General features: G+C 57.1%; 28 protein-coding genes. 13 read left to right on the top strand and 15 right to left on the bottom strand.

Features of this window, described 5'->3' with window-relative positions:
• Positions 1-9 precede the first annotated feature (9 nt).
• The 11 genes from lpdA to mdh all read right to left on the bottom strand — a co-directional run bounded on the left by lpdA (position 10) and on the right by mdh (position 12,366).
• On the bottom strand, positions 10-1,398 hold the full coding sequence (lpdA, locus tag ACR0BZ_RS06950; RefSeq protein ID WP_480919830.1) for a dihydrolipoyl dehydrogenase: 1,389 nt from the start codon (positions 1,396-1,398) through the stop codon (positions 10-12).
• 72 nt (positions 1,399-1,470) lie between these two features.
• Positions 1,471-1,740, bottom strand: a complete 270-nt coding sequence (locus ACR0BZ_RS06955; RefSeq protein WP_480773334.1) for a hypothetical protein — start codon at positions 1,738-1,740, stop codon at positions 1,471-1,473.
• Positions 1,741-1,742: 2 nt separating this feature from the next.
• Entirely contained in the window at positions 1,743-3,248 is a 1,506-nt protein-coding gene (odhB, locus tag ACR0BZ_RS06960; RefSeq protein ID WP_480919831.1) for a 2-oxoglutarate dehydrogenase complex dihydrolipoyllysine-residue succinyltransferase, read from the bottom strand.
• A 3-nt stretch (positions 3,249-3,251) separates the two neighbouring features.
• Positions 3,252-6,209 (bottom strand): 2-oxoglutarate dehydrogenase E1 component, encoded by a 2,958-nt coding sequence (locus ACR0BZ_RS06965; RefSeq protein WP_480919832.1) that lies wholly within the window; start codon positions 6,207-6,209, stop codon positions 3,252-3,254.
• Positions 6,206-6,748, bottom strand: a complete 543-nt coding sequence (locus ACR0BZ_RS06970; RefSeq protein WP_480483139.1) for a DUF805 domain-containing protein — start codon at positions 6,746-6,748, stop codon at positions 6,206-6,208. The genes ACR0BZ_RS06965 and ACR0BZ_RS06970 overlap by 4 nt, the downstream gene beginning before the upstream one ends.
• A gap of 2 nt (positions 6,749-6,750) precedes the next feature.
• Entirely contained in the window at positions 6,751-7,398 is a 648-nt protein-coding gene (locus ACR0BZ_RS06975; RefSeq protein WP_480545894.1) for a hypothetical protein, read from the bottom strand.
• A 36-nt stretch (positions 7,399-7,434) separates the two neighbouring features.
• Complete coding sequence (gene sucD, locus ACR0BZ_RS06980; protein WP_209506539.1) at positions 7,435-8,316, bottom strand: succinate--CoA ligase subunit alpha; 882 nt, start codon at positions 8,314-8,316, stop codon at positions 7,435-7,437.
• Between the two features lie 13 nt (positions 8,317-8,329).
• Positions 8,330-9,157, bottom strand: coding sequence for a glycosyltransferase family 25 protein (locus tag ACR0BZ_RS06985; protein WP_480919833.1), 828 nt, complete (start codon positions 9,155-9,157; stop codon positions 8,330-8,332).
• 131 nt (positions 9,158-9,288) lie between these two features.
• Complete coding sequence (locus ACR0BZ_RS06990; RefSeq protein WP_480919834.1) at positions 9,289-9,822, bottom strand: hypothetical protein; 534 nt, start codon at positions 9,820-9,822, stop codon at positions 9,289-9,291.
• Positions 9,823-9,901: 79 nt separating this feature from the next.
• Positions 9,902-11,095, bottom strand: a complete 1,194-nt coding sequence (gene sucC / locus ACR0BZ_RS06995) for an ADP-forming succinate--CoA ligase subunit beta (RefSeq protein WP_267363198.1) — start codon at positions 11,093-11,095, stop codon at positions 9,902-9,904.
• A 308-nt stretch (positions 11,096-11,403) separates the two neighbouring features.
• Complete coding sequence (mdh, locus tag ACR0BZ_RS07000) at positions 11,404-12,366, bottom strand: malate dehydrogenase (RefSeq protein WP_267363196.1); 963 nt, start codon at positions 12,364-12,366, stop codon at positions 11,404-11,406.
• A gap of 161 nt (positions 12,367-12,527) precedes the next feature.
• Here mdh and ACR0BZ_RS07005 point away from each other — a divergent pair, with 161 nt between their 5' ends.
• Positions 12,528-13,283: a sulfite exporter TauE/SafE family protein gene (locus ACR0BZ_RS07005; protein ID WP_267363195.1), complete on the top strand. Its 756-nt coding sequence runs from the start codon at positions 12,528-12,530 to the stop codon at positions 13,281-13,283.
• Here ACR0BZ_RS07005 and ACR0BZ_RS07010 read toward each other — a convergent pair whose 3' ends face one another.
• Positions 13,284-13,577: a hypothetical protein gene (locus ACR0BZ_RS07010; protein WP_480832294.1), complete on the bottom strand. Its 294-nt coding sequence runs from the start codon at positions 13,575-13,577 to the stop codon at positions 13,284-13,286.
• A 181-nt stretch (positions 13,578-13,758) separates the two neighbouring features.
• Between ACR0BZ_RS07010 and ACR0BZ_RS07015 the strand changes: the two genes are divergently transcribed.
• The 12 genes from ACR0BZ_RS07015 to ACR0BZ_RS07070 all read left to right on the top strand — a co-directional run bounded on the left by ACR0BZ_RS07015 (position 13,759) and on the right by ACR0BZ_RS07070 (position 22,903).
• The gene (locus ACR0BZ_RS07015; RefSeq protein ID WP_480919835.1) at positions 13,759-14,616 is read left to right on the top strand and encodes an HpcH/HpaI aldolase/citrate lyase family protein; all 858 of its coding nucleotides are present in this window, start codon (positions 13,759-13,761) and stop codon (positions 14,614-14,616) included.
• Positions 14,617-14,622: 6 nt separating this feature from the next.
• The gene (locus ACR0BZ_RS07020; RefSeq protein WP_209506524.1) at positions 14,623-15,177 is read left to right on the top strand and encodes an NnrU family protein; all 555 of its coding nucleotides are present in this window, start codon (positions 14,623-14,625) and stop codon (positions 15,175-15,177) included.
• A 12-nt stretch (positions 15,178-15,189) separates the two neighbouring features.
• Positions 15,190-15,396, top strand: a complete 207-nt coding sequence (locus tag ACR0BZ_RS07025) for a DUF1737 domain-containing protein (RefSeq protein WP_209506521.1) — start codon at positions 15,190-15,192, stop codon at positions 15,394-15,396.
• Positions 15,396-16,424, top strand: a complete 1,029-nt coding sequence (locus ACR0BZ_RS07030) for a MaoC family dehydratase (RefSeq protein ID WP_209506519.1) — start codon at positions 15,396-15,398, stop codon at positions 16,422-16,424. The genes ACR0BZ_RS07025 and ACR0BZ_RS07030 overlap by 1 nt, the downstream gene beginning before the upstream one ends.
• A 54-nt stretch (positions 16,425-16,478) precedes the next feature.
• The gene (locus ACR0BZ_RS07035) at positions 16,479-17,141 is read left to right on the top strand and encodes a DUF1194 domain-containing protein (protein WP_209506517.1); all 663 of its coding nucleotides are present in this window, start codon (positions 16,479-16,481) and stop codon (positions 17,139-17,141) included.
• Between the two features lie 215 nt (positions 17,142-17,356).
• Positions 17,357-17,743: a succinate dehydrogenase, cytochrome b556 subunit gene (gene sdhC / locus ACR0BZ_RS07040; RefSeq protein ID WP_209506515.1), complete on the top strand. Its 387-nt coding sequence runs from the start codon at positions 17,357-17,359 to the stop codon at positions 17,741-17,743.
• 13 nt (positions 17,744-17,756) lie between these two features.
• A complete protein-coding gene (gene sdhD, locus ACR0BZ_RS07045) occupies positions 17,757-18,128 on the top strand; it encodes a succinate dehydrogenase, hydrophobic membrane anchor protein (RefSeq protein WP_267363812.1) in 372 nt (123 codons plus the stop codon).
• 18 nt (positions 18,129-18,146) lie between these two features.
• The gene (gene sdhA / locus ACR0BZ_RS07050; protein WP_480919836.1) at positions 18,147-19,952 is read left to right on the top strand and encodes a succinate dehydrogenase flavoprotein subunit; all 1,806 of its coding nucleotides are present in this window, start codon (positions 18,147-18,149) and stop codon (positions 19,950-19,952) included.
• Between the two features lie 96 nt (positions 19,953-20,048).
• Positions 20,049-20,675: a sulfotransferase gene (locus ACR0BZ_RS07055; protein WP_480919837.1), complete on the top strand. Its 627-nt coding sequence runs from the start codon at positions 20,049-20,051 to the stop codon at positions 20,673-20,675.
• A gap of 31 nt (positions 20,676-20,706) precedes the next feature.
• Entirely contained in the window at positions 20,707-21,486 is a 780-nt protein-coding gene (locus tag ACR0BZ_RS07060) for a succinate dehydrogenase iron-sulfur subunit (protein WP_152456842.1), read from the top strand.
• A 122-nt stretch (positions 21,487-21,608) separates the two neighbouring features.
• Positions 21,609-21,749 (top strand): hypothetical protein, encoded by a 141-nt coding sequence (locus ACR0BZ_RS07065; RefSeq protein WP_267363816.1) that lies wholly within the window; start codon positions 21,609-21,611, stop codon positions 21,747-21,749.
• A 290-nt stretch (positions 21,750-22,039) separates the two neighbouring features.
• Positions 22,040-22,903, top strand: coding sequence for an urea carboxylase-associated family protein (locus tag ACR0BZ_RS07070; RefSeq protein WP_480899250.1), 864 nt, complete (start codon positions 22,040-22,042; stop codon positions 22,901-22,903).
• A 24-nt stretch (positions 22,904-22,927) separates the two neighbouring features.
• On the opposite strand, the gene deoD is transcribed toward ACR0BZ_RS07070, so the two are convergent.
• The 3 genes from deoD to ACR0BZ_RS07085 all read right to left on the bottom strand — a co-directional run bounded on the left by deoD (position 22,928) and on the right by ACR0BZ_RS07085 (position 26,159).
• Complete coding sequence (gene deoD, locus ACR0BZ_RS07075; protein WP_480486656.1) at positions 22,928-23,638, bottom strand: purine-nucleoside phosphorylase; 711 nt, start codon at positions 23,636-23,638, stop codon at positions 22,928-22,930.
• Between the two features lie 18 nt (positions 23,639-23,656).
• Positions 23,657-23,974 carry an H-NS histone family protein gene (locus ACR0BZ_RS07080; RefSeq protein WP_480919838.1) on the bottom strand — a complete coding sequence of 106 codons (318 nt, stop codon included), beginning with the start codon at positions 23,972-23,974 and terminating at the stop codon, positions 23,657-23,659.
• Between the two features lie 124 nt (positions 23,975-24,098).
• Positions 24,099-26,159, bottom strand: a complete 2,061-nt coding sequence (locus ACR0BZ_RS07085) for a methylmalonyl-CoA mutase family protein (RefSeq protein ID WP_480897945.1) — start codon at positions 26,157-26,159, stop codon at positions 24,099-24,101.
• Between the last annotated feature and the right edge of the window lie 40 nt (positions 26,160-26,199).

The raw sequence follows: 26,199 nt of genomic DNA on the forward strand, positions 1-26,199 counted from the left end.
TCAGGGGTGTTAGCTGTGGATCGGGCCGTCTCCGCAGGCCAGGGCAGCCTCGCGCACCGCTTCGGAATACGTCGGATGCGCGTGGCAGGTGAGCGCCAGATCCTCGGCGGAAGCACCGAATTCCATCGCCACACAGACCTCGTGGATCAGATCACCCGCGCCCGGGCCGATGATATGGGCACCCAGGATGCGATCGGTTTCCTTGTCGGCCAGAATCTTGACGAACCCGTCAGCCGCAAAATTCGCCTTGGCGCGCCCATTGCCCATGAACATGAACTTGCCGACCTTATAGGCACGACCCTGTTCCTTGAGCGTCGCTTCGGTTTCACCAACATTCGCGACTTCTGGCCAGGTGTAGATCACGCCCGGAATCACGCCATAGTTCACATGACCGTGCTTTCCTGCAACCTGCTCGGCGGCGGCCATGCCTTCGTCTTCGGCCTTGTGTGCCAGCATCGGTCCTTCGGTCACGTCACCGATGGCGTAGATGCCCGGCACGTTGGTCTGCCAGTCCTTGCCCACCTTGATCTGGCCGCGCGGGGTCATCTCGATGCCCAAAGCGTCCAATCCCAGACCATCCGAATAGGGTTTCCGCCCGGTGGCCACCAGCACGGTATCGGCGTCGATCACATGTTCACTGTCGTCTTTGAGCAGCTTGTAGGTAACTTTGGCCTTGGTCTTGGTCGCTTCGGTTTTCTGCACCGCCGCGCCCATGACAAAGGTCAGGCCCTGTTTCTTGAGAATGCGCTGGAAGGTTTTTTGCACCTCAGGGTCCATGCCCGGCGTGATCTCCTTGAGGAACTCGATCACGGTAACTTCAGCGCCCAGGCGGCTGTAAACCGATCCCAGTTCCAGCCCGATCACACCCGCGCCGATCACCACCATTTTCTTCGGGATCTTGCCCAGAGACAGAGCACCGGTTGAGGTCACAACCACCTTCTCATCCACTTCGACACCGGGCAGCGAGGACGGTTCGGAGCCTGACGCAATGATGATGTTCTTGGTTTCATGGATTTCATCGCCGACCTGAACTTTGCCGGCCGCAGGGATCGAGCCCCAGCCTTTCAGCCAGTCGATCTTGTTCTTCTTGAACAGGAACTCGATGCCCTTGGTGTTGCCCTCGATCACCTCATCTTTATAGGCCTGCATCTGTTTCCAATCGACCGAAGGCGCTTTGCCCTTCAGGCCCATCTTGGCAAAGTTATGCTCGGCCTCGTGCAGTTGGTGGCTGGCATGCAGCAGCGCCTTCGAGGGGATGCAGCCCACGTTAAGGCAAGTACCACCCAGTGTTTCGCGCCCTTCGACCACGGCGGTTTTCAAACCCAGTTGAGCGCAGCGGATCGCGCAGACATAGCCGCCGGGTCCGGCGCCGATTACGATGACGTCATAATTTGCCATTACATTCTCCTAAATCGACCGGACGTTCCGGCGCTTCCACGACCCGATTTGGCGGGTCGGAAATAGTCGTTGTCAAACAGGTTCCAGCAGCTTGATCGAGATATGGGCAATTCCGCCCCGCTCGTGATGCATCGCCAATTCTTCGGAACCAAAGAAGGCTTTGGCCTTGTCCAGGTTTGTAACCTCGAACATCGCGATGGCGTGGTCTTTTTGGTTGGGGTCGCGCCAGACATGCAGGTCGCGGATACCCGCGGCCTTGCGCATCGGTTTGTCCTCGCGGAACACTTTCAGCCAGGCGTTGAAATCGGCCACGTCGGCTTGCCAAAGGACATGCGTTGCCATGCTTACAGGTCCATCAGCAGGCGGCGCGGATCTTCCAGCGCCTCTTTCACACGAACGAGGAAGGTAACGGCACCTTTGCCATCGACAATCCGGTGGTCATAAGACAGGGCCAGATACATCATCGGGCGGATCTTGATCTCACCATTGATGACCATCGGGCGGTCCTGGATCTTGTGCATGCCCAGAATACCCGACTGAGGGGGATTCAGGATCGGCGAGGACATTAGCGAGCCATAGACACCACCGTTCGAGATGGTGAAGGTGCCACCCTGCATCTCAGCCATGCTCAGCTTGCCGTCACGGGCGCGCTTGCCCTTTTCGGCGATGGCTTTTTCGATCGCGGCAAAGGACATGCTGTCAGCATCACGGATCACGGGAACGACCAGACCCTGCGGCGTACCAGCGGCAACGCCCATATGCACGAAGTTCTTGTAGACGATGTCGGTTCCATCAATCTCCGCATTGACCTCGGGCACTTCTTTCAGCGCGTGGCAGCAGGCCTTGGTGAAGAAGGACATAAAGCCCAGACGCACACCATGCTTCTTCTCGAACTGGTCTTTGTACTGATTGCGCAGGGCCATGACCTCGGTCATGTCCACCTCGTTGTAGGTGGTCAGGATCGCAGCGGTGTTTTGTGCGTCCTTGAGACGTTTGGCAATGGTTTGGCGCAGGCGGGTCATCCGCACGCGTTCTTCGCGGGCCTCGTCCTCGGCAGCCACAGGGGCGCGTGGGGCTTGGGCCATAGGGGCGGGCGCAGCCGCCGCAGGTACCGGGGCTGAAACTGCTGCGACGGCTTTGGACACGTCTTCCTTCATGATGCGACCGTCGCGGCCTGTTCCGGTGACCTGATCAGCTGACAGTCCGGCTTCGGCCATTGCTTTCTGGGCGGACGGTGCGTTTGCGACGTCTTTTCCGGTGCTTGTTGCTGCGGGCGCCGCCGCTGCTGCCTGGGCCGGCGCGGCTGCTGCACCAGCGGCAGCTCCGGAGATGACAGCCAGCTTGGCAGCCGCATCCACGGTCGATCCTTCTGGAGCAACGATTTCCGCAAGAACACCCGAAGTCGGTGCGGGAACTTCAACCGAGACTTTATCGGTTTCCAATTCGCACAGCATCTCGTCCTGCGCGACGTTGTCGCCAACCTTCTTGAACCAGGTCGAAACGGTTGCCTCCGTCACAGACTCACCAAGTGTCGGAACCATCACGTCAACCGACCCACCTGATGCGGCAGGTGCCGCTGCCGGGGCTGCGGCTGGCGCCGGGGCTGCGCCTTCGCCCGCCGCAATCGTTGCCAGCAAGGCGTCAACACCAACGGTTTCGCCTTCGGCTGCCACGATTTCACCCATTACACCCGCTGCGGGAGAAGGAACCTCGACGGTGACCTTGTCTGTCTCCAGCTCACACAGCATCTCATCCATGGCGACCGCATCACCGGGCTTTTTGAACCAGGTTGCAACTGTGGCTTCGGTGACCGATTCGCCAAGCGTGGGAACACGAACTTCAATCGTCATCGCTTACTTTCCTTCAATGCTCAGCGCTTCGTTAACCAGCGCTTCTTGTTGGGCTTTGTGTTGGCTGGCCAGCCCCGTTGCGGGCGAGGCCGATGTGGCGCGACCGGCATAGGTCGGGCGAGTGTGTTTAGCATCGATACGGGACAGGACCCATTCGATGTTGGGTTCGATAAAGGTCCACGCACCCTGGTTCTTGGGCTCTTCCTGACACCAGACCATCTCGGCATTCTTGAACCGTTCGAGTTCGTTGATCAGTGAATGTGCCGGGAACGGATAGAATTGTTCGATCCGCATCAGGTAGATGTCGTCGATGCCACGCGCATCGCGTTCCTCCAGCAGGTCGAAGTAGACTTTGCCGGAACACATGACGACGCGCTTGATCTTGTCATCGGCCACCAGCTTGGTGTCAGAGTTGCCCTTCTGCGCGTCATCCCACAGCACCCGGTGGAAGCTGGACCCAGTGGTGAAATCATCCGCCGTGCTGACGGCCAGCTTGTGACGCAGCAGTGACTTCGGTGTCACCAGGATCAGTGGCTTCCGGAAGGTCCGGTGCAACTGACGGCGCAGGATGTGGAAATAGTTCGCCGGTGTCGTGCAATTCGCCACGATCCAGTTGTCCTGACCGCACATTTGCAGGAACCGTTCCAGACGCGCTGACGAGTGTTCCGGGCCTTGCCCTTCGAACCCGTGTGGCAGCAATGTGACCAGACCGGACATCCGCAGCCACTTGCTTTCACCCGAGCTGATGAACTGGTCGAACATGATCTGCGCACCGTTGGCAAAGTCGCCGAACTGCGCCTCCCACAGAACCAGAGCGTTCGGTTCTGCCAGCGAATAGCCGTATTCGAAACCCAGCACCGCGTATTCGGACAGCATCGAGTCGATAACATCGTATTGGGATTGCCCGGCACGGATGTTGTTGAGCGGGTAATACCGTTCTTCGGTTTCCTGATGAACAAACCCAGAGTGACGCTGGCTGAACGTGCCCCGCGTTGCATCCTGCCCGGCCAGACGCACGGGATATCCTTCGGTCAGCAACGATCCAAACGCCAGTGCCTCACCCGTGGCCCAGTCAAATCCTGCACCGGTCTCGAACATCTGCTTCTTATGTTCCAGCAACCGCCCAACGGTTTTGTGCATTGCGAAATCGTCAGGAGCTTTGGTCAGCGCGGCTCCGATTTCCGCCAGTGTCTCTGCCGAGATCGCTGTTTCACCCCGGACATAATCATCCTTGTTCTTGTCAAGATGCGACCAGCGCCCATCCAGCCAGTCGGCCTTGTTGGGTTTGTAGTCTTTCCCGGCCTCGAACTCGTCGTTCAGGTGGGCCTGAAAGGCGGCCTTCATATCTTCGATCTCACCCTCGGGGATCAGCCCGTCCTTGACCAGCCGCTCGGTATACAAGGAAAGCGTTGTCTTATGGGTCTTGATCTTCTTGTACATGATCGGGTTGGTGAACATGGGCTCATCGCCCTCGTTATGGCCAAACCGGCGATAACAGAAGATGTCCAGAACCACGTCTTTATGGAACTTCTGGCGGAACTCGGTCGCCACCTTCGCGGCGTGAACCACCGCCTCGGGGTCGTCGCCGTTCACATGGAAGATCGGGGCCTCGACCATCAGTGCGATATCGGTGGGATAGGGGCTCGAGCGGCTGAAATGCGGCGCGGTAGTGAACCCGATCTGGTTGTTGACCACGATGTGCATGGTGCCGCCGGTTCTGTGCCCTTTCAGGCCGGATAGGCCAAAGCCCTCGGCCACAACACCTTGACCGGCAAAGGCCGCGTCACCGTGCAGCAAAATGGCCATGACCCTTGTGCGATCTGTATCGCCCAGTTGGTCCTGCTTGGCGCGGACCTTACCCAGAACCACCGGGTTTACCGCCTCAAGGTGAGAGGGGTTGGCGGTCAGTGACAGGTGCACACTGTTGCCATCGAATTCGCGATCGCTGGAGGCGCCGAGGTGATATTTCACGTCGCCAGAGCCATCCACGTCTTCGGGCTTGAAGCTACCGCCCTGGAATTCGTTGAAAATCGCGCGATAAGGCTTGCCCATCACGTTGGCCAGAATGTTCAGGCGACCCCGGTGCGGCATCCCGATGACGATGTCACTAAGGCCAAGCGCTCCACCGCGCTTGATGATCTGTTCCATCGCCGGGATAAGCGCCTCGCCACCGTCCAGACCGAACCGCTTGGTACCCATGTACTTGACGTGCAGGAACTTCTCGAAACCCTCGGCCTCGACCATTTTGTTCAGGATCGCCTTGCGGCCTTCCTTGGTGAACTGGATTTCCTTGCCATAGCCCTCGATCCGCTCTTTCAGCCAGGCGGCCTCTTCCGGGTTCGAGATATGCATGTATTGCAGCGCAAAGGTGCCGCAGTATGTGCGTTTCACGATTTCAACGATCTGCCGCATCGAAGCGACCTGCAGTCCCAGCACGTTGTCGATAAAGATCGGGCGATCCATGTCGGCATCGGTGAAACCGTAAGTCTTCGGGTCCAGCTCAGGATGGGTGCTGGCAGCGCGCATACCCAGCGGGTCCAGATCCGCGGCCAGATGGCCCCGGATGCGGTAGGCCCGGATCAGCATCAGTGCTCGCAAACTGTCCAGCACGGCGCGTTTGATCTGATCGTCGCTGACCTCAGCCCCTTTTTCAGCCGCCTTGTCCTTGATCTTCTTGCCCGCCGCTTTGGCGTCAATCTCGGCCCATTCACCAGTCAGCGCACCAGTCAGGTCGTCTGCTGGCATCGGCGGCCAGTCGGTGCGCGCCCAGGACGGACCTTCGGCTTCGCGTTGAACATCGGGGGCATCATCGCCCATGGCATCAAAGAACGCGCCCCATGCGGCATCCACCGCACCGGGGTTCTTTGTGTATTGCGCATAAAGCTGCTCCAGATATTCGGCATTATGCCCCTGCATGAAGCTTGAGGCATGAAAGGCGGAATTGGGCGAATGTTCGGTCATAGGGCTACCTCTGTTGGGTTGGGACCGTATTGATTGGTGCCTGGCTGGCTGGGGCGTGTCAGCCACCATAGAACCAGGAGGGGCGACACGACCAGTACCAGTAGTGTCGGAAGAACGATGAGCAACGTGGCGCGGGTAAACAGGATATCCAGCCTGCCACCATGCTGGAAATGAGAGGCCAGGCCGATACCGAAAACGAGCACGGCTCCGGCGCCAAGGATCAACAGGATCGGCAGCAGAGCATACAGCCCGCTGCGACCGGTATCATGCATCCGCCGGAAAGCAACTGCCAGATGGGGAAAGAAGACGATCAGGCTGACGATGCCCTGCACCGGTTGCGAGGACGTGGTCGACACGGATTTCGAGGTTTCGGTTTCCGTCACCGCGACCTGCGTGAAGAACTGCCAGTCGATGATCCCGGCAATGATGTTCCAGATCACGATGAACAGGAAAAAGAACCAGTATTCGGGCCGCGAAGCACGGCCCGAGAAAGTGAAGAACTTGGAGAAGCAGGTGCGTATGGCGTCGGAGAAGGTCATTCTTAGTTCTCTGACTGTTTCGTGACATAAGTTGAGAAAACAGAGGACACATCAATGTCAATGCCCGACACGGCGGAAATGCGCTCGGTGTTCAGGACCGCACCGTTCAGAACCCGTTTTAGGCCGTTTCTTTCATATGATTGCGATCGAAGACGATGCACTGGAGGCAAGGTCGCAGGATCACGTCCTGTGTCCCCAAGCAAACGCTCAAATGTCACTGGCGATTCTTCATTTTTGAGCGCAATCACGCAACTTAGATGGCCGTAGGTGTCATGCACATAACTGTCGATGCGCAAAACGCTTCCGGTTTGAAGTTTAACAAACCAACGATCTTTTTGTTGTGTGCTTTCGACAATCTTTAGATTACGAGTCCCGGCGGCATTCTTGAGTGCAAGTTCCCATGTTCTTGTTATGCGCGGATTGGCAACGTCACCATAGCCAAACTGTTCTGCAAGTAACGTTGCGGCAAAAGACTTTATTGCGCGTTCGTCAAGTTCCGCTGGGACCACCGGAGACCAGCCAATCTCGATTAGGGTATCGGTCACTGTCGCTAGATCAATTGCGGACTGGCAAGCCGCAACGGTATCAGAAGCGAAGCTCGAGCTGTCGGCAACAGCAGGGGCAGTAGTGGCTGCCGAGATGGCAGCCACAAGGCCAAAAAGGATTTTTGTGCCCCAGTTCACAATTTACCCAATCGCTTCCAGCACGGCCTCACCCAGCTGCGCCGGGCTTTCGGCCACGACGATACCGGCCGAGCGCATGGCTTCGATCTTGTCCTCGGCACCGCCTTTGCCACCGGCGACAATCGCGCCCGCGTGGCCCATGCGGCGGCCCGGAGGGGCCGTGCGGCCTGCGATGAAGCCTGCAACCGGCTTCTTGCGGCCTTTCTTGGCCTCATCGGCCAGGAACTGCGCGGCTTCTTCCTCGGCCGAGCCGCCGATCTCGCCAATCATGATGATCGACGTGGTCTCGTCATCTGCCAGGAACCATTCCAGCACGTCGATATGTTCAGTCCCTTTGATCGGGTCGCCGCCAATGCCCACACAGGTGGACTGGCCCAGTCCTACGTCCGTTGTCTGTTTCACGGCTTCATAAGTAAGCGTACCCGAGCGGGAAACGACACCCACGCTCCCGCGTTTGTGAATATGGCCGGGCATGATACCGATCTTGCAGGCGTCAGGCGTGATGACACCGGGGCAGTTCGGGCCAATCAGGCGCGACTTGCTGCCTTCCAGCGCGCGTTTCACCTTCATCATGTCCAGAACCGGGATACCTTCGGTGATGCAGACAATCACTTCCATCTCGGCATCAATCGCTTCGAGGATCGAATCCGCCGCGAATGGGGGCGGTACGTAGATCACCGATGCGTTGGCTTCGGTCACGTGCTTGGCCTCGTGGACCGAGTTGAACACGGGCAGGCCCAAATGCTCCATCCCGCCTTTGCCGGGGGTTACGCCGCCAACCATCTTGGTGCCATAGGCAATGGCCTGTTCGCTGTGGAATGTACCTTGCGAGCCGGTAAAGCCCTGACAGATCACTTTGGTGTTTTCGTCGATGAGGACTGCCATTTTGTCCCTTTCTCTAGGCGGTGTTGGATTGATAGGGTTCTGCCGCTGGAAGAACCTGCGGCGCATAGGTGATTTTCTGAAGCGTGGCGCGACCAAGGGCCAGATCGGCCATCGTGCGCAGGCCGCTGCTGATTTCGGCGATACCGCGCCTGATTTTTTGGCGGACCAGCGGCCAGCCCGTAGGGCGTGCGCGGTGGGCACCCATCTGGATTTCGCCCGGCGCATCGTTGCCTTGCTCGACCATGGCAGGGATCACCTGATAGACATTGACCCGACGCGCCGCGGGCGAGGCTGACGGGTTGAACAACAGGCCATCCAGTGCGATGTCATAAGGCTTTTGCGCCAGAAAATGTTCTGCTGCTTTTCGGGTCAACGCATATGCGGCACCGCCAGGGTGGCGCGAGCGCATCAGGCACAGCTCCCGACCCAGATGGGGTAAACGCTTGCGCCCAAGTGCGAGGTAAAACTTTGTACTGCGCCAGCGTTCGAACCGCACGATATCGGCATCCTCTGGCCACCAGGATGCATCGTTCAACCAATCCGCCAGTTCTGGCGACAGGAAAACATCATCCTCAAGTATCAAAGCCTGCTCCGCGCCAGAGGCGACAACGGCCTCCCACGCTTTGGCGTGACTGAGGGTGCAGGCCATGTCCTTGGTATGGAAATAACCCCAGGGTCCCTCAGACCGGCATTCACGCAGGAATTCCTCACGGGTGGCGGCGTCGCAATCAACAGCGTTGATGCGCGTTGCCGACAGGCCTGCCTTTTGCAGCTCCTGCGCCATCAAACGCGCCCGCCCGGTGGCGCGTTCTAGGCCTATGAGGAAGATAGGGATGGTCATGGGGTTACGATTCCAGTGAGATCAGGCAGCCTGCACCAACAGCGATCCGGTCCGCGAGCCGGTAAAGCCCTGACAGATCACTTTGGTATTTTCGTCGATGAGGACTGCCATTTTAGTGGCTCCTTCGCTTGCTATCTTATCTGTTGAAGTTCGATGGACGAGTATTGCTGTCCAGCGGGTTGTTTCGGAGGTTGCCCGGAGACGATGTAGACATTTCGCCCTGCAATGGGTTTGTCGGCTATCAGCGTAGTTCTCGAAGAGCTTCTGGTCGTCTGATAAGTAGATGAACCATCGATGTGCTTTGCAGCCATCCGCTTTTGTATTTCTTCTACGTCAGTGGAAGTTAGGTTTTTCGACGCTATATAGCAGTAGTCATACTCGACCCTGCCCCTGGTTCCAAAATCAGAAGTTCTGGTTCCGGTGACTGCATAGATCCAATTCGGCTCACTGAAGAACCGAGTTCCTCCCTCGGACGTGTTAGAAATACGTTCAAGGTCTGAGTTCTCCAGCGTTTGAGTTGCTTGAGAAGGATTACCCAAGCTGGCCATGCAGACCGTTTCAAACAGCACACTCGCTTCTTCAATTGCACTGCTTCGTGTTACCGGCGCGTTCGTGCAACCAGCTAAAAGAATTGCGGTTGCCAAGGAGATCTTCTGGAAATTCATTCAATCGGCCTTTGAAAGTGATACTCATCCCGAGGACAGAGGAAGGTTTGCATTTCTGCAAATCTTCCTCCCACTCTGCTCAACCCTTAACCGCCTTCACGATCTTCTCGGCACCGTCTTTCAGGTTGTCCGCCGCGATCACGTCCAGACCCGAATTGTTGATGATCTCTTTGCCTTTCTCGACATTGGTGCCTTCCAGACGCACGACCAGCGGAACTTGCAGCCCGACCTCTTTCACCGCAGCCACCACGCCCTCTGCGATAACATCACAGCGCATGATGCCGCCGAAGATATTGACCAGAATGCCTTTGACCTGCGGGTCCGAGGTGATGATCTTGAACGCCTCGGTCACCTTCTCTTTGGTCGCACCGCCGCCCACGTCGAGGAAGTTGGCAGGCTCGGCCCCATAAAGCTTGATGATGTCCATCGTGGCCATCGCCAGACCGGCACCGTTCACCATGCAACCAATCTCACCGTCCAGTGCGATGTAGTTCAGGTCGTATTTGCTGGCTTCCAGTTCCTTGGGGTCTTCCTCGGTCGTGTCGCGCAGTTCAGCGATATCCGGGTGGCGGTAGACCGCGTTGCCATCAAAGCCAACTTTGGCATCCAGCACTTTCAGGTCGCCGCTGTCGGATACGATCAGCGGGTTGATCTCGAGCATCTCCATGTCCTTCTCGACGAAGGCTTTGTAGAGGATGCCCATAAGCCTGACACATTGCTTGACCTGCGCGCCCTCCAGACCCAGCGAAAACGCGATGCGGCGACCATGGTAGGGTTGGTAGCCGGTGGCCGGGTCAACCGAGAAGGACAGGATTTTCTCGGGCGTCGCGGCGGCGACTTCTTCGATGTCCATACCGCCTTCGGTCGAGCAGACAAACGAGATACGGCTGGTCTGACGATCTACCAGCAGAGCCAGGTACAGTTCACGCTCGATGCCGGAACCGGCTTCGATATAGATGCGGTTGACCTGCTTGCCTGCCGGACCCGTCTGATGGGTGACCAGAGTGCGCCCCAGCATCTTCTTGGCTTCTTCGGCCGCTTCCTCGACCGATTTCGTCAGCCGGACACCGCCTTTTTCACCAGCATCGGCTTCTTTGAACGAGCCTTTGCCGCGGCCACCCGCGTGAATCTGCGCCTTGACGACCCAAAGCGGCCCATCCAGTTCACCGGCTGCGGTTTTGGCTTCCTCGGCGCGCAATACGGCGCGACCATCGGAGACCGGAGCGCCGTAGCTGCGAAGAAGAGCCTTGGCCTGATATTCGTGAATGTTCATCGAAATTGTCCCGTCTGACTGCGTTTAACCGTTATAGGCGTGTCTAGCGGGTAAATTTAAAGGGTTTTTTGACCTGTGACGGGAAATTGCCGAAGATTTTCAACATTTGTGATCACGGGTTTTTAGGGTGTGATCACAAAAACTCGAGTATCATCAATTGATTCGATAATCCTGCACAGTTTTTTGAAATCACATTCGAAAAAAGGGATTTGCGACGTTTGCGCCAACATATGCGGCCGGGTTCCGCGGTGGCAAATGAAAACCGGCCCATAATTGGGCCGGTCTCAAATTCAGATTGTCTGGCAGTTTTACGCCAGTGAACTGTCGATGCCTTTGCATGCCTCGATCAGGCCTTTCACGGCGTTGACCGAATTGTCGAAACCGGCTTGCTCGTCTTCGTTCAGCTTGATGTTTACGATGCGCTCGACGCCACCAGCGCCGATGACTGTCGGCACCCCGACATAAAGGCCGTTAACGCCTAATTCACCGCTGCAGTACGCCGCACAAGGCAGAACACGCTTCTGGTCCTTCAGATAGGCTTCGGCCATTTCGATAGCCGAAGTGGCGGGCGCGTAATAAGCCGACCCGGTTTTCAGCAGGCCTACGATTTCCGCGCCACCATCACGGGTGCGCTGTACGATGGCATCCAGCTTTTCTTGCGAGGTCCAGCCCATTTCAACCAGATCAGGCAGCGGGATACCGGCAACGGTCGAATAACGAACCGACGGCACCATGGTGTCGCCATGTCCGCCCAACACGAACGCGGTTACATCGCGCATCGAGACGTTGAACTCTTCCGACAGGAAATGCGCGAAACGTGCTGAATCCAGCACGCCAGCCATGCCGCAGACTTTGTTGTGCGGCAGGCCCGAGAATTCGCGCAGCGCCCAGACCATGGCGTCCAGCGGGTTGGTGATGCAGATCACGAACGCATCGGGCGCATGCGCTGCGATCCCTTCGCCGACCGACTTCATGACTTTCAGGTTGATGCCCAGCAGGTCATCGCGGCTCATGCCCGGTTTGCGGGCTACGCCTGCGGTCACGATGCAGACATCCGCGCCAGCGATATCGGCATAGTCGCTGGTACCTTTCATCGAAGCGTCAAAGCCTTCGGACGGGCCGGATTCGGCGATGTCGAGCGCCTTGCCCTGTGGCAATCCGTCAGCAATGTCAAACAGGACAACGTCACCCAGTTCTTTGACAGCTGCAAGATGCGCAAGCGTGCCGCCGATGTTCCCCGCGCCGATCAGCGCAATCTTGGGTCTGGCCATTTGGAATATCTCCGGTCGGTTTTGAAATCGCGGCTGTGCTAGTCGCTAAAACGGCATTAGGCAAGAGTTCTGCGACGTGGCATACAACCGCATACCGTTTGCGAGACCCCATATGGTTGCGCTAAAGGGCCTTTGAGACAAGCCAAAACCGGGACCGGTGCATGTTTGAATTAAACCTGATGTTTTTTGCAGTGGCGATCCCGGCGGTGATATTTGCGGGTATCTCAAAGGGCGGTTTCGGCTCGGGCGTGGCTTTTGCGTCATCATCGATTCTGGCCTTGATCCTAACACCCGGGCAGGCCCTTGCCCTGATGCTGCCGATTCTGATGGTGATCGATGTGGCCACTTTGGGCCCTTATTGGAAGCGGTGGAGCTGGAGGGATGCGCGCCTGCTGATCCTGGGTGCTGTACCCGGTGTGGCAATGGGGGCATGGCTTTACCGCTCAACGGATGATGACCTGCTGCGCCTGCTGATCGGCGGCATTTCGGTCGGGTTCGTGATCTGGCACATCGCACAGTCAAAAGGCTGGGTGCGCGGGTTTGCCAGACGGTTGCCACCCTCCGCTGGCCTGTTTGCAGGGCTGGTCGCGGGATTCACCAGCTTCGTCAGCCATGCCGGAGGCCCTCCAGCTGCCGTTTACCTGTTGTCCCAACGGCTGACAAAGACCGAGTTTCAAGCCAGTACGGTATTGGTTTTCTGGGTGATTAATATCGCGAAGTTTGTGCCCTACGCTTATCTGGGCATGTTCACGTGGCAGACGGCATGGGCCGATATGCTGTTAACACCGTTTGCTGTTCTCGGTGCGTGGCTGGGCGTCCGCGCACATTTCATGTTGTCCGAACGCCTGTTCTTTGGAATTGCCTATGTGCTGCTAACCCTCACAGGCAGTAAACTGATCTGGGACGCACTTACATGATCAGGCGTTCGGGGGCAGCGCTTCGGCTACAGCCTCAAAAGCTTGCCCCGAAGCGACGAGGCAGGTGACCCCGTTGGGCAAGGTCACCGTGATGGTCCAACTGCCGCTTTGAGTTGAAGCAAAAAGCTCCATGACTGCGCCTTGCTGGGCCAGACCAAAGCCCCTGCGCGTTTCGCCATAAGTGTCGGTCAACCTTTTCAGCACATCCTCTCGCGGTGCGCAGTTTTGCCCCTGGGCCTGTACCTGTTGTGCCGCCAGAACCATGATCCCAAGTCCCATCGTCATCTTGAACATTGTCTTTCGCATCCCGAATCCTTTCGGTTCTCTCTGCCGGTCAGGGTGCGGCGCAGGGGCCGAAATTCAGTTAAGGCAAAGCACGTTGCGTCCAGTTTGCTGCGGTGCGGCAATTTTTGGCTTGAACTTTCCGGTAAAAAATGCCCCATTCCGCGCAACTTTATTACAATGGGAGTGGTCCATGGATCCTCGTCAGCGCCCCTATCGTTCGGTTCTCTATATCCCCGGGTCCCGGGATCGGGCTTTGGAAAAGGCTCGCACTCTGCCGGTAGATGCAATCATCTTTGATCTGGAAGATGCGGTCGCAGCCGACGAAAAGGACAATGCGCGCGAAACGCTCAGGGCGGCTTTGGGTGCCGGAGGGTACGGGGCGCGGGTCAAGATCGTACGGATCAACGGGTTGGACACTGAATGGGGCCGTGCGGATGCCGAGGCTGTGCGTGATATGGACGCCGACGTGGTCCTGTTGCCTAAGGTGAATTCGGCGGCTGACGTGGATGCGCTGGCAGCAATCACCGGAGATCTGCCGATCTGGGCCATGATGGAAACCCCGCGTGGAATGCTGAACGCGGCAGAAATAGCCGGGCATCCGCTGATGGCTGGATTCGTAATGGGAACAAATGATCTGGCGAAAGAGCTGCAAACCCGCTTCCGCCCAGATCGCCTTCCGATGATGACCTCGTTAGGGCTGTGCTTGCTGGCCGCCAAGGCCGAAGGGCTGATCATCATCGACGGCGTTTACAACGCTTTCAAGGATGTCGAAGGTCTGGCTTTCGAATGTGCGCAAGGCCGCGATATGGGCTTTGATGGTAAAACGCTGATCCACCCGGCCCAGGTCGAAGTGGCAAATACCGCCTTCGCGCCATCGGAGGATGAGATCGATTTAGCTCGCCGCCAGATCTCGGCTTTTGAAGAGACCGAAGCCCTTGGCCAAGGGGTCGCCGTTGTTGATGGCAAGATTGTTGAAAATCTGCACGTTGTAACTGCCCGCGAAATTCTGGCAAAAGCAGAGGCGATATTAGCTTTGCAAGCGGGGTAGGCCAGCATGGGCTTTGTTCTTCTGATCTTGGGTGTGGCGCTGTGGTGGGGGGCGCATCTGTTCAAACGTGTGGCACCTGAACGCCGCGCCGCAATGGGTGACGCGGGTAAAGGCGCTGTTGCCCTGGCTTTGGTCGCGTCGATCCTACTGATGATCTTCGGGTATCGCATGACCGACTTCATCCATGTTTGGGCGCCGCCAACCTTTCTGGTTCACGTCAACAACCTGTTGGTTTTGATCGCGATTTATATGATGAGCCCTGCGGGCACAAAAGGCCGGCTGCTGAACAAGCTGCGCCACCCGATGCTGGGCGGGTTCAAGCTGTGGGCTTTTGCGCACCTGTTGGTGAACGGCGATCTGGCCTCGATCATTCTGTTTGGTGGCCTTCTGGCCTGGGCGGTGGTCGAAGTCATTGTAATCAACAAGTCTGAACCCGAGTGGACCCCGGCAGAGCCTGGCACTTACGGCAAGGATGCGATGTTCTTCGTGGCTTCGATCGTTCTGATGGGAATTATCGGATACATCCACGGGCTGGTTGGCCCATCTCCGTTCGGCTCATAAGGATTTGATTTGATGTCGAAACTTTATCGCTTGCTGACCGAAGAAGACACTTCGGCCTTCTGTCACAAGGTGTCCGACGCCCTGTCAAAGGGATGGGAGCTGTATGGCGACCCGGCTTACGCCTTTGATGCCAACGGCAACGTAATGCGTTGTGCGCAGGCCGTGACCAAAGAGGTCGAGGCCGATTATTCCCCCGACATGAAACTGGGACAGCAGTAATGGCGAAAACTAATCCGGGCCGATTTTTCGAGGACTATTCTGTAGGGCAGGTGTTGCAGCATGCAGTACCTCGCACCGTGACCGAGGGAGAGCGCGGCTTGTATCACGCGCTTTATCCCGCACGTCATGCGCTTTACTCTTCGGATGAATTTGCCCGGGACTGTGGGTTGCCGGAAAGCCCGATTGATGATCTGGCCGCGTTCCACATCGTGTTCGGCAAAACCGTGCCTGACATTTCCTTGAACGCAGTTGCCAATCTTGGCTATGCCGAAGGCCGTTGGCTGAAGCCCGTTTATACTGGCGATACGCTGCGATCCGTATCAGAGGTTATTGGCCTGAAGCAGAATTCCAACGGAAAAACCGGTGTTGTCTGGGTTCGTACACGCGGGCTGAACCAGTTGAACGAGGTGGTTCTTGAATACGTGCGCTGGGTCATGGTGCGCAAGGCAAACGTAGATGCACCCGCGCCCGAGACAGTTGTTCCTGATTTGAAGGCGGCCCTTGATCCGCAGGACCTGATCGTGCCGGAAGGGCTTGATTTTTCAAACTACAATTTTGGCCTTGCGGGCGAGGTGCATCGCTGGGGCGATTATGAGATCGGTGAAACCATCGATCATGTGGACGGTGTCACCGTCGAAGAGGCCGAACATATGCTTGCCACACGTCTGTGGCAGAACACCGCCAAGGTGCATTACGACCTGACGTTCCGTCCGGAAGGCAGGCTCATTTATGGTGGGCATGTAATCTCGATGGCGCGGACTTTGTCCTTCAATGGCCTTGCAAATGCGCAGATGATTGTCGGCTTGAATGGTGGCGCCCATGCTAACCCTTGTTTTGCGGGTGATACGATCAAGGCATGGTCCGAAGTTCTGGACAAAGCGGAAACTGGGGTTCCCGGCATAGGCGCAGTACGATTGCGTCTGGTCGCGACCAAGGGAGGTGATCCGTTCAAGCTGAAGAACGAAGAAGGGCGGTACCTGCCAGACGTTCTGCTGGATCTCGACTATTGGGCATTGATGCCCAAATAAGCGATCTGACGGATATGTGACGCCACGGCTTGCAAGGCGTGATAGGTTTGCACAATGAACCTGCTACGCGCGATATTGGCCAGCGTTATTCTGGCACCGGCGGCTCAGGCCTGCGATCTGGCCTTGGCTTTGGCCGTGGATGTTTCTGGTTCGGTCGATAGCAGCGAATACCGCATCCAGATGGATGGGTTGGCCGCCGGTTTGCGCGACCCGATCGTGTCCGAGGCACTGGTGCGGGGGCAGGCGCGGCTGATGCTGGTGCAATGGACCGGCTCATCGCGCCAGCGGATCACTATTCCCTGGACCCATATCGATAGCTTTGCCACGCTGGATCAGTTTGCAGGCCAGGTTGCTGCCGATCCGCGCATCTGGCGGAATTTTTCGACGGCTATCGGCGAGGCGCTTCAAATGACCCTGAGTTCATTCGATTCGGTTTCCGACTGCCGACGGCATCTGATTGACCTGTCAGGGGACGGTGTGTCCAATGAAGGGATTGAACCGACGCGGGTTCATGCGGCCCTGCGCGCCGAGGGGATCGTTGTCAACGCGCTGGCTATTGAGGAAAGCGAACCGGACCTGACGGCGTATTTCTTTGAGAATGTCATCGTGGGCGAAGGTGCCTTTGTTGTTTCCGCCACCGGGTTCGCGGATTACCCGGAACGAATTCGCCGAAAACTGCTGCGCGAAGTGACGCGGCAAACGGCAGACCTGAAATGACGGTTTGAGAGATTCGTGATCACATCTCTTCGGCCTTGAAAACGCTAACATTGACAGCGCGGAATGTAATATGTGATCACGAGATTATTTTGTGTGATCACATAATTGATTTATCCGTGTAATTGAGCGCAATTTGATGGTTTTTGCACTCGCAGCACGTGACAGTGTCGCAAAAACCAGTAAAACGTTCGGTAGCCAACCGAAAAGGAGCCGCCATGGCCGATGTAAATCGGGGCAATCGCCCACTTTCGCCGCATCTGTCGATTTATCGCCCGCAGTTGACGTCGATCACGTCCATCCTGACGCGCATCACCGGTAACGCCCTTCTGCTCGCAGCTCTGTTGATCGTCTGGTGGTTTCTGGCCGCAGCAACTTCGCCCGAGGCGTTTGCCGTAGCGAATGGGGTAATAACCTCGATGCTTGGAGACCTTGTGATGGCGCTGTCCGTTTGGGGGCTTTGGTATCACACGTTGGCCGGTGTGCGGCATCTGATCTGGGACAATGCGGTTGGTCTGGATATTCCGACGGCGACCAAACTGGGTTGGGCTGTTGTCATCGGATCGGTCGTTTTGACCCTTCTGACCCTTGTCCTCGTCGCGTGATTGGAGGCCTGACATGCGTTATCTGACCGACCGCAAACGCGCCGCTGGACTTGGCTCGGCGAAATCCGGCACTGCCCATTTCTGGGCGATGAAAGTCAGCTCGGTTGCTTTGCTGATCCTTGTGCCGTTGTTTGTATTTACATTTGGTCCGATCCTGGGCCAGCCATTCGAGGTCGTTCTCGACTACTACTCGCGACCTTTCCCTGCCATCGTAGCAGCACTGACGCTGGCGGTTGGCTTCAAACACTTCGCGGACGGTGCGCAGGTGATGCTTGAAGACTATGTTCACGGCACGCTTGAAAAGGTCCTGATCATTCTGTTGACTTGCCTGTCCTACGGCGCAGCAGCGGCTGGTATCTTCGCCATCGCGCGCATTGCCCTCTAATTCCCGGAGCTGAAAGAAATGGCTGCATACGAATACGAAACGCATGAATATGACGTGGTCGTTGTCGGCGCCGGTGGGGCCGGTTTGCGGGCGACGCTGGGTATGGCGGAACAGGGTCTGCGCACGGCCTGTGTGACCAAGGTTTTCCCAACCCGTTCGCACACCGTGGCGGCTCAGGGCGGAATCGCCGCGTCGTTGTCAAACATGGGCCCCGACCATTGGCAGTGGCATATGTACGACACTGTGAAAGGCTCGGATTGGCTGGGCGACACTGATGCGATGGAATACCTCGCGCGGGAAGCGCCCAAGGCTGTTTACGAACTGGAGCACTATGGCGTTCCGTTCAGCCGAACCGAAGAGGGTAAGATCTATCAACGCCCGTTTGGTGGTCACACCACTGAATTCGGCGAAGGCCCGGCGGTACAGCGCACCTGTGCCGCTGCGGACAGGACCGGCCACGCGATCCTTCATACGCTCTATGGCCAGTCGCTGAAGAACAATGCTGAGTTTTATATCGAGTACTTCGCTATCGACCTGATCATGTCCGATGACGGTCAGTGTCAGGGTGTTGTCTGCTGGAAGCTGGACGATGGCACGATGCATGTCTTCAATGCCAAGATAGTTGTGCTGGCGACCGGCGGGTATGGCCGCGCCTATTTCAGCGCGACCTCGGCCCATACCTGCACCGGTGACGGTGGCGGTATGGTGGCCCGCGCGGGCTTGGCGCTGCAGGATATGGAATTCGTCCAGTTCCACCCGACCGGCATCTACGGTTCGGGCTGCCTGATCACCGAAGGTGCGCGTGGTGAGGGTGGTTACCTGACCAACTCGGAAGGTGAACGGTTCATGGAGCGGTATGCGCCCCAGTACAAGGACCTTGCACCGCGCGATTACGTCTCGCGTTCGATGACCTTGGAAATCCGCGAAGGTCGTGGTGTCGGTGCGGAAGGGGATCATATTCACCTGAACCTCAGCCACCTGCCAGCCGAGGCTTTGGCAGAACGTCTTCCCGGCATTTCGGAAAGCGCCAAAATCTTTGCCGGCGTGGATGTCACCAAAGAACCGATCCCGGTTCTGCCAACCGTGCACTACAACATGGGCGGCATCCCCACAAACTATTGGGGTGAAGTTCTGAACCCAACAGCCGAGAACCCGACAGCTGTGGTGCCGGGCCTGATGGCAGTGGGCGAGGCCGGTTGCGCCTCGGTCCACGGCGCGAACCGCTTGGGCTCAAACTCGCTGATTGACCTTGTGGTCTTTGGCCGCGCTGCGGCGATCCGGGCAGGCAAAGTCGTGGATGCGGAAGCTGCGAACCCGGTTCTGAACCAGGCATCGGTCGACAAGGCCTTTGACCGGTTCGACGCGGTGCGCAATGCCAGTGGTTCCATCCCGACCGCCGAGTTGCGGCTTGAGATGCAGAAAACCATGCAAGCGGATGCTGCCGTGTTCCGTACCGCCAAGACCATGGCCGAAGGCGTCGAGAAGATGACGGCAATCGCTGCCAAGATGGACGATCTGAAAGTCACCGACCGGTCGCTGGTTTGGAACAGTGACCTGATGGAAACGCTGGAATTGACCAACCTGATGCCCAACGCGCTGGCCACGATCGTCGGCGCAGAGGCGCGCAAGGAATCCCGTGGTGCCCACGCGCACGAAGATTTCTCTGCGCGTGATGATGAAAATTGGCGTGTTCATACGGTTAGCCGGGTCGAAGGCAACCAGGTCGAGCTTAGCTATCGTCCCGTGATCGTCGATCCGCTGACGACCGAAGACGAAGGTGGCATCAGCCTGAAGAAAATCGCGCCCAAGGCACGTACGTTCTAAAAGGCTCGGACAGCAGGCAATGGTGAGCAAGCGCCAAATACCCACGAAGACCGCAACGGCCATTGGCCAAGGGTCGGTCCGTGTCCGGTGTTTGTCATGACGGTCGAGGTCCTGCAATCCGGTTCAGGCGATCCCAAGATCATCCTGATCGGGCTGAACCGCTGTGCGACGACCTCGTTTCACAGGCTGTTTCAGAAAAGCGGGATACCGTCGGTTCATTGGGAAGATGACCAGGGCCGAAACCTTGCGCACCGCATGTTGACCAACATTGCCATGGGGCGACGACCATTGGACGGGTTCGGAGCGGTGCGGGCCTTCACTGACATCGCCTTTGTCAGTTCGCGCTTCATGTTGGAAGGGGCGCGTTTCTTCCGTGAATTGCATGCAGCTTACCCGAATGCCTATTTCTTGCTGAACACGAGGGACAGGGATGACTGGATTGCTTCGCGCGCCAGCCATTCCGGTGGCGGGTATCTGGATCGGTGCTGCAAAGCCAATGGGCAGAGTGCGGATGAAGTGAAACACGGCTGGGCGCATATGTATGATGTGCACCATGCCGAGGTCGAAGCCTATTTCGACGGCAACCCGCGATTCCTGCGCTTTGATATCGACTGTGATGATCCGCAGTGCGTTGCGGACTGGCTCGCGCCGGATTTTGACGTGAACATCGCCCATTGGGGGCATTATAACCGAGGGGCGTCCCAGCGCGCCCGGACAGGCTGAAAGGCGGCCTTGTGCTGAATGGAGAATTGACATGGTTCAACTGACCCTGCCCAAAAATTCCCGGATTACGACCGGCAAGACCTGGCCCAAGCCGGATGGCGCGACCAATGTGCGCAAGTTCCAGATCTATCGCTGGAACCCGGATGATGGTCAGAACCCCCGTGTCGATACCTACTTTGTCGATATGGACACGTGCGGGCCGATGGTTTTGGACGCGCTGATCAAGATCAAGAACGAAATCGACCCGACCCTGACATTTCGCCGATCATGCCGTGAAGGCATCTGCGGCTCGTGCGCGATGAATATCGACGGGATCAACACGCTGGCCTGTATCTATGGCATGGATGAGATCAAGGGCGACGTGAAAATCTATCCGCTGCCGCATATGCCTGTGGTCAAAGATCTGATCCCTGATCTGACCCATTTTTATGCCCAGCATGCGTCGATCATGCCGTGGCTGGAAACCAAGACCAACCGCCCTGCAAAGGAATGGAAGCAGTCGATCGAAGACCGGAAAAAGCTGGACGGTCTCTATGAGTGTGTGATGTGCGCCAGCTGCTCGACCTCGTGCCCGAGCTATTGGTGGAACGGCGATCGGTATCTTGGCCCCGCTGCTCTGCTGCACGCATACCGCTGGATCATCGACAGCCGGGATGAGGCCACGGGTGAGCGCCTGGACGAGTTGGAAGATCCGTTCAAGCTCTATCGCTGCCACACCATCATGAATTGCGCCAAGACCTGCCCCAAAGGTCTGAACCCGGCCAAGGCGATTGCCGAGATTAAAAAGATGATGGTCGAACGCGCGGTATAATCACCTGCACCGAATTGCGGTAAACGCATGTCGATCTTGCAAAATAAGGCGATGTAGCCTCGGCTGCATTGCCTTATTTTTCGCTCAGGGAGGAGTGATGAGTTCGAGACAGGATCACTCCAATGAATGCAAACACATCCAAACAAAAAATCGACGCTAAAGAGGCGCTGAAACTGCTGGAGCAGGCATGGGCCTACTACACGCCGGAACCGGTTAAAGCCGACAAAGAGCCCGAGCTGTTCGAATACGCAAACGCGGCCTGATCCAATACGACAGCCCTTGAAAAACTTCGGTCAATCGGCAAAGCAGAGGAATGCCTGTTCTTCTGCTTTTGTTGGCCGCCGGAGTGTTCGCCTATTTTTTCTGGCGCTCGCGCCATTCCACGCTGACACGGGATTGTCGTTGGCGACAGGACAGACGCCATGGCATCTGGCGGTGTAGCTTTTGTGGAGCGGCAGTCGCTGCGCCGGACCAACCTATGCGCTGTCTTAAGGCAAGTGATGGTTGAGAATAGGGCTTTTCGCGAGCCAGAGAATCCGCCACTCTGCACGCCATGACCGGTTCCGAGAATACTGCCCGCCCCCCAGAAGATGCCGAAGCCCGTCGTTCGGTCGCCCCTGTCATTTGTTATCCGAACGATGCCTTGCCGCGACCAGATTTGCCCTGGATCAGATCTGTACGCCAACGGGCAGTCAAAACCGGCGAAGTCCTGGTTTCTCCGCGTGAGGCGCGCTGTTTCGATGTACCTGCCGGGCATTTCTTTCGCATCACATCGGTTCAAGGCCCGCAGGTTGGCGATTTGAACCTGTGGAATCGCAATGATTTGTCCGAGCGCTTTTATTCCGGAAAAACGCGGGCTCTGCATGGCACGCACCTGACCACCGGAGAGCGGATGTGGTCCAGTTTCCCACATCTGCGGCCGATGGCCACGATCATAGCGGATACACTGGAATGGTACGGGATCGATACCCATGGGGGGTCGGTTCATGACGTGATTGGCACGCGTTGTGATCCATATACGGGCAATTTGCTGTCCGGCACGCAGTATCATCATTGCTGCCATTCCAACCTGACTCGCGCGTTGGCGGATCATCTGAATATCCCGATGGATGAGGCCGAACCCGCGGTGCACGACGTTCTGAACGTCTTCATGTGTACTGGTTTCACTCGGGATACTGGTCAGTATTTCATGAAAGCATCGCCCGTTCGCCCCGGCGACTATCTGGAATTCTTTGCCGAAATCGATCTGCTTGGCAATCTCAGCGCCTGTCCGGGTGGGGATTGCTCGTCCGAGCATTCCTCGGACACCGCCGCGTGTTATCCCTTGTTGGTCGAAACATTTGCCGCGACGGTCACAGACCTGGATGGTTGGGAAAGCCCGGCGCGCAATGGCTATGATCGCACGCACGGGCGTTAGGATCGGCGGGCACCCACCTTACCGCTAGTTGCCCGGGAATGCGGCCTGTAGCGCGATTTCCACCATGTCTCCAAAGCTGCTTTCACGTTCCGAGGATGGCAGAGCTTCTCCCGTCAGAAGGTGATCGGAAACGGTGAGAACTGCCAGAGCACGACATTTGTGGCGCGCTGCCAGGATATAGAGCTCGGCCGCCTCCATTTCGACGCCGAGAATCCCGTGACGCACCATCTGTTCGTTCAGGTCCGGGCGCTCATCATAGAAAACGTCCGAAGAATAAATCCCACCGACATGGGTAGGGGTTCCTTTGGCAGCCGCCACCTTCGCGGCCGCCTGCAACAAACTCCAATCGGCGCAGGGCGCAAAATTCAGTTCTTTCATGATACCGCGTGACGGCGTACTCAGCGTCGTCGAGGTCATTGCCAGAATGACGTCTCGAATTTTGACACTGTCCTGCATTCCGCCACACGACCCAATTCGGATCAGGGTTTTTGCACCGTAATCGCGAATTAACTCGTTTACGTAAATGGAGAGCGAGGGCATTCCCATGCCGCTACCCTGTATCGTTACAGGATTTCCCTTCCAATTTCCGGTAAACCCAAGCATTCCCCGGACGTTGTTGACCTGTTTCACATCGTCCAAAAACGTCTCGGCTGCCCATTTCGCCCGATAAGGATCTCCGGGTAATAGGACAGTGTCTGCAATTTCGCCTTTTTCAGCGCCGATATGAATTGTCATTGTTTCGCTCCGCCCTGATCAGATTTCTAGATCGGAAATATCGGCGCCCGCCTGCAACGCGTCAAGCACCCATTTCGGTTTGCGGCCACGACCTGTCCAGGTTTGTTCCGGATTGCCAGGATTGCGGTATTTTTCTTTTGTTTTCTTTTGCTTGGATGCGCGGGGTGCATCGCCTGAAAGTTCGGACAGCGAATACCCGAATTCTGCGGCAGCCTTTTCTGCGGCTTTCAAAGCCTCACGGCGCTCGCGTTTTTCCGCTCCTACCAAGGCTTTTTCGACATCGTCGCGCAATGCCAAAAGGTCTTTGCGCGACATCTGTTCAAGATTGAACCCCATCATTCATCTCCAAAGGATATATTTTACGGTACACTTGAGCGCGCACCGTAATTCTAGCGAATGGTTTATTCCATCCCAAATATCCAAAGCGAAGAAACGGGGAATTAAGGTTCTAAAACCTCAGTTACTCGGCTGCGAGGTTTTTGGGGTCAACCAGCGTTACAATATCGCTCATGATCGCATTAAGTTCAAAGTTTTTGGGGGTGTAAACCTTGGCTACACCCATGGCTTTCAATTTTGCGGCATCTTCATCCGGAATAATTCCGCCGACAACCACGGGAATGTGAGACAGGCCAGCCTTTTGCAGCCGATCCATTACATCTTCGACCAAAGGCAGATGGCTACCGGACAGGATCGACAACCCGATGACATGTGCGTCATCATCGCGGGCTGAGGTGACAATTTCTTCCGGGGTCAGCCGGATACCCTCATAGCTGATATCCATGCCGCAGTCGCGGGCACGGAACGCGATTTGTTCGGCGCCGTTGGAATGGCCGTCCAACCCCGGTTTTCCAACCAGGAATTTCAGGCGCCGTCCCAGTTTGTCGCTGACGGCATCAACCGCCGCGCGCAGGTCCTCCAACCCTTCGGTCTTGTTCGAGACCGAACCGGAAACGCCGGTCGGGCCACGATAAGTGCCGAAAACCTTGCGCATCTCTTCGGCCCACTCCCCGGTTGTCACACCCGCCTTGGCAGCGGCAATGGACGGCTCCATGACGTTCGCTCCTGTCTGAGCCGCCTGGCGCAACGCGGACAAGGTCGCTGTAACAGCCGCTTCGTCGCGCTCAGCCCGCCACGCGTTCAGGCGGTCGATCTGTTCCTGTTCTACCGCAGGATCAACGACCATGATGCCGCCATCTTCGGTCTGAAGGGGCGAAGCCTCGCCTTCCATCCATTTGTTCACGCCGACGACCACAGTTTCGTTGCGTTCGATCCGGTTCAGACGTTCAGCGTTGGAATCCACAAGGCGGGATTTCATATACTCGATTGATGCAACCGCACCGCCCATCGCATCCAGATTCGCAAGCTCTGCCCGCGCGCCTGCTTTCAATTCTTCGACCTTGCCATCAACGGCAGGGTTGCCATCGAACAGGTCATCGAATTCCAACAGGTCAGTTTCATAGGCCAGAATCTGCTGCATCCGCATGGACCATTGCTGGTCCCAGGGGCGTGGCAGGCCAAGCGCCTCGTTCCAGGCAGGCAACTGCACCGCACGGGCGCGTGCATTCTTCGACAGGGTTACGGCCAGCATCTCGATCAGGATGCGGTAGACATTGTTCTCAGGTTGTTGCTCGGTCAGCCCCAGAGAGTTCACCTGCACACCATAGCGGAAGCGGCGGAACTTTGGGTTCTCGACACCATATCGCTGTTGCAGGATTTCGTCCCAAAGATCGACAAATGCGCGCATTTTGCACATTTCAGTGACAAAGCGGATACCAGCATTCACAAAAAAGGAAATCCGGCCGCAAAGCGCGGGGAAATCCTCGGCAGGTACTCGTGGGCGCAATTCGTCCAGCACGGCGATGGCTGTTGCCAGCGCATAAGCAAGTTCTTGTTCCGGTGTCGCGCCAGCCTCTTGCAAATGATAGGAACACACATTCATCGGGTTCCACTTGGGGACATTGGAATAGCAATACTCGGCCACGTCCGCGATCATCTTCAGCGACGGTTTTGGCGGACAGACATAAGTGCCCCGGCTCAGATACTCCTTGATCAGGTCGTTCTGGACTGTGCCCTGCAACTTGGAAATGTCAGCGCCTTGTTCCTCGGCTGCGGCGATGTAAAGGGCAAGCAACCAAGGGGCGGTCGCGTTGATCGTCATTGACGTGTTCATCTGTTCCAGCGGAATCTGATCGAACAAAACCCGCATATCGCCCAGATGGCAGACGGGCACCCCGACCTTGCCAACTTCGCCACGTGCCAACGTGTGGTCACTGTCATATCCGGTCTGGGTGGGCAGATCGAAGGCTACCGAAAGACCGGTTTGCCCTTTGGCGAGGTTGCCACGATATAGCGCGTTCGAGGCCTTGGCGGTAGAATGACCGGCATAGGTCCGGATGAGCCAGGGGCGATCTTTCTGCATCTGCGTCATGAAGGGGCCTCGCGTTTCGGTGGGCAATAAAATTACGTCTACGGGTTCTAAAGCGCAATTTTCGGGACATGTCAATTCGCTGCGTTGCGGCATCCTGCAATTGTTCAGATTGTGAGTAGCTGCGTTTGGTGGC

Source organism: Ruegeria sp. P8 (assembly GCF_056534665.1).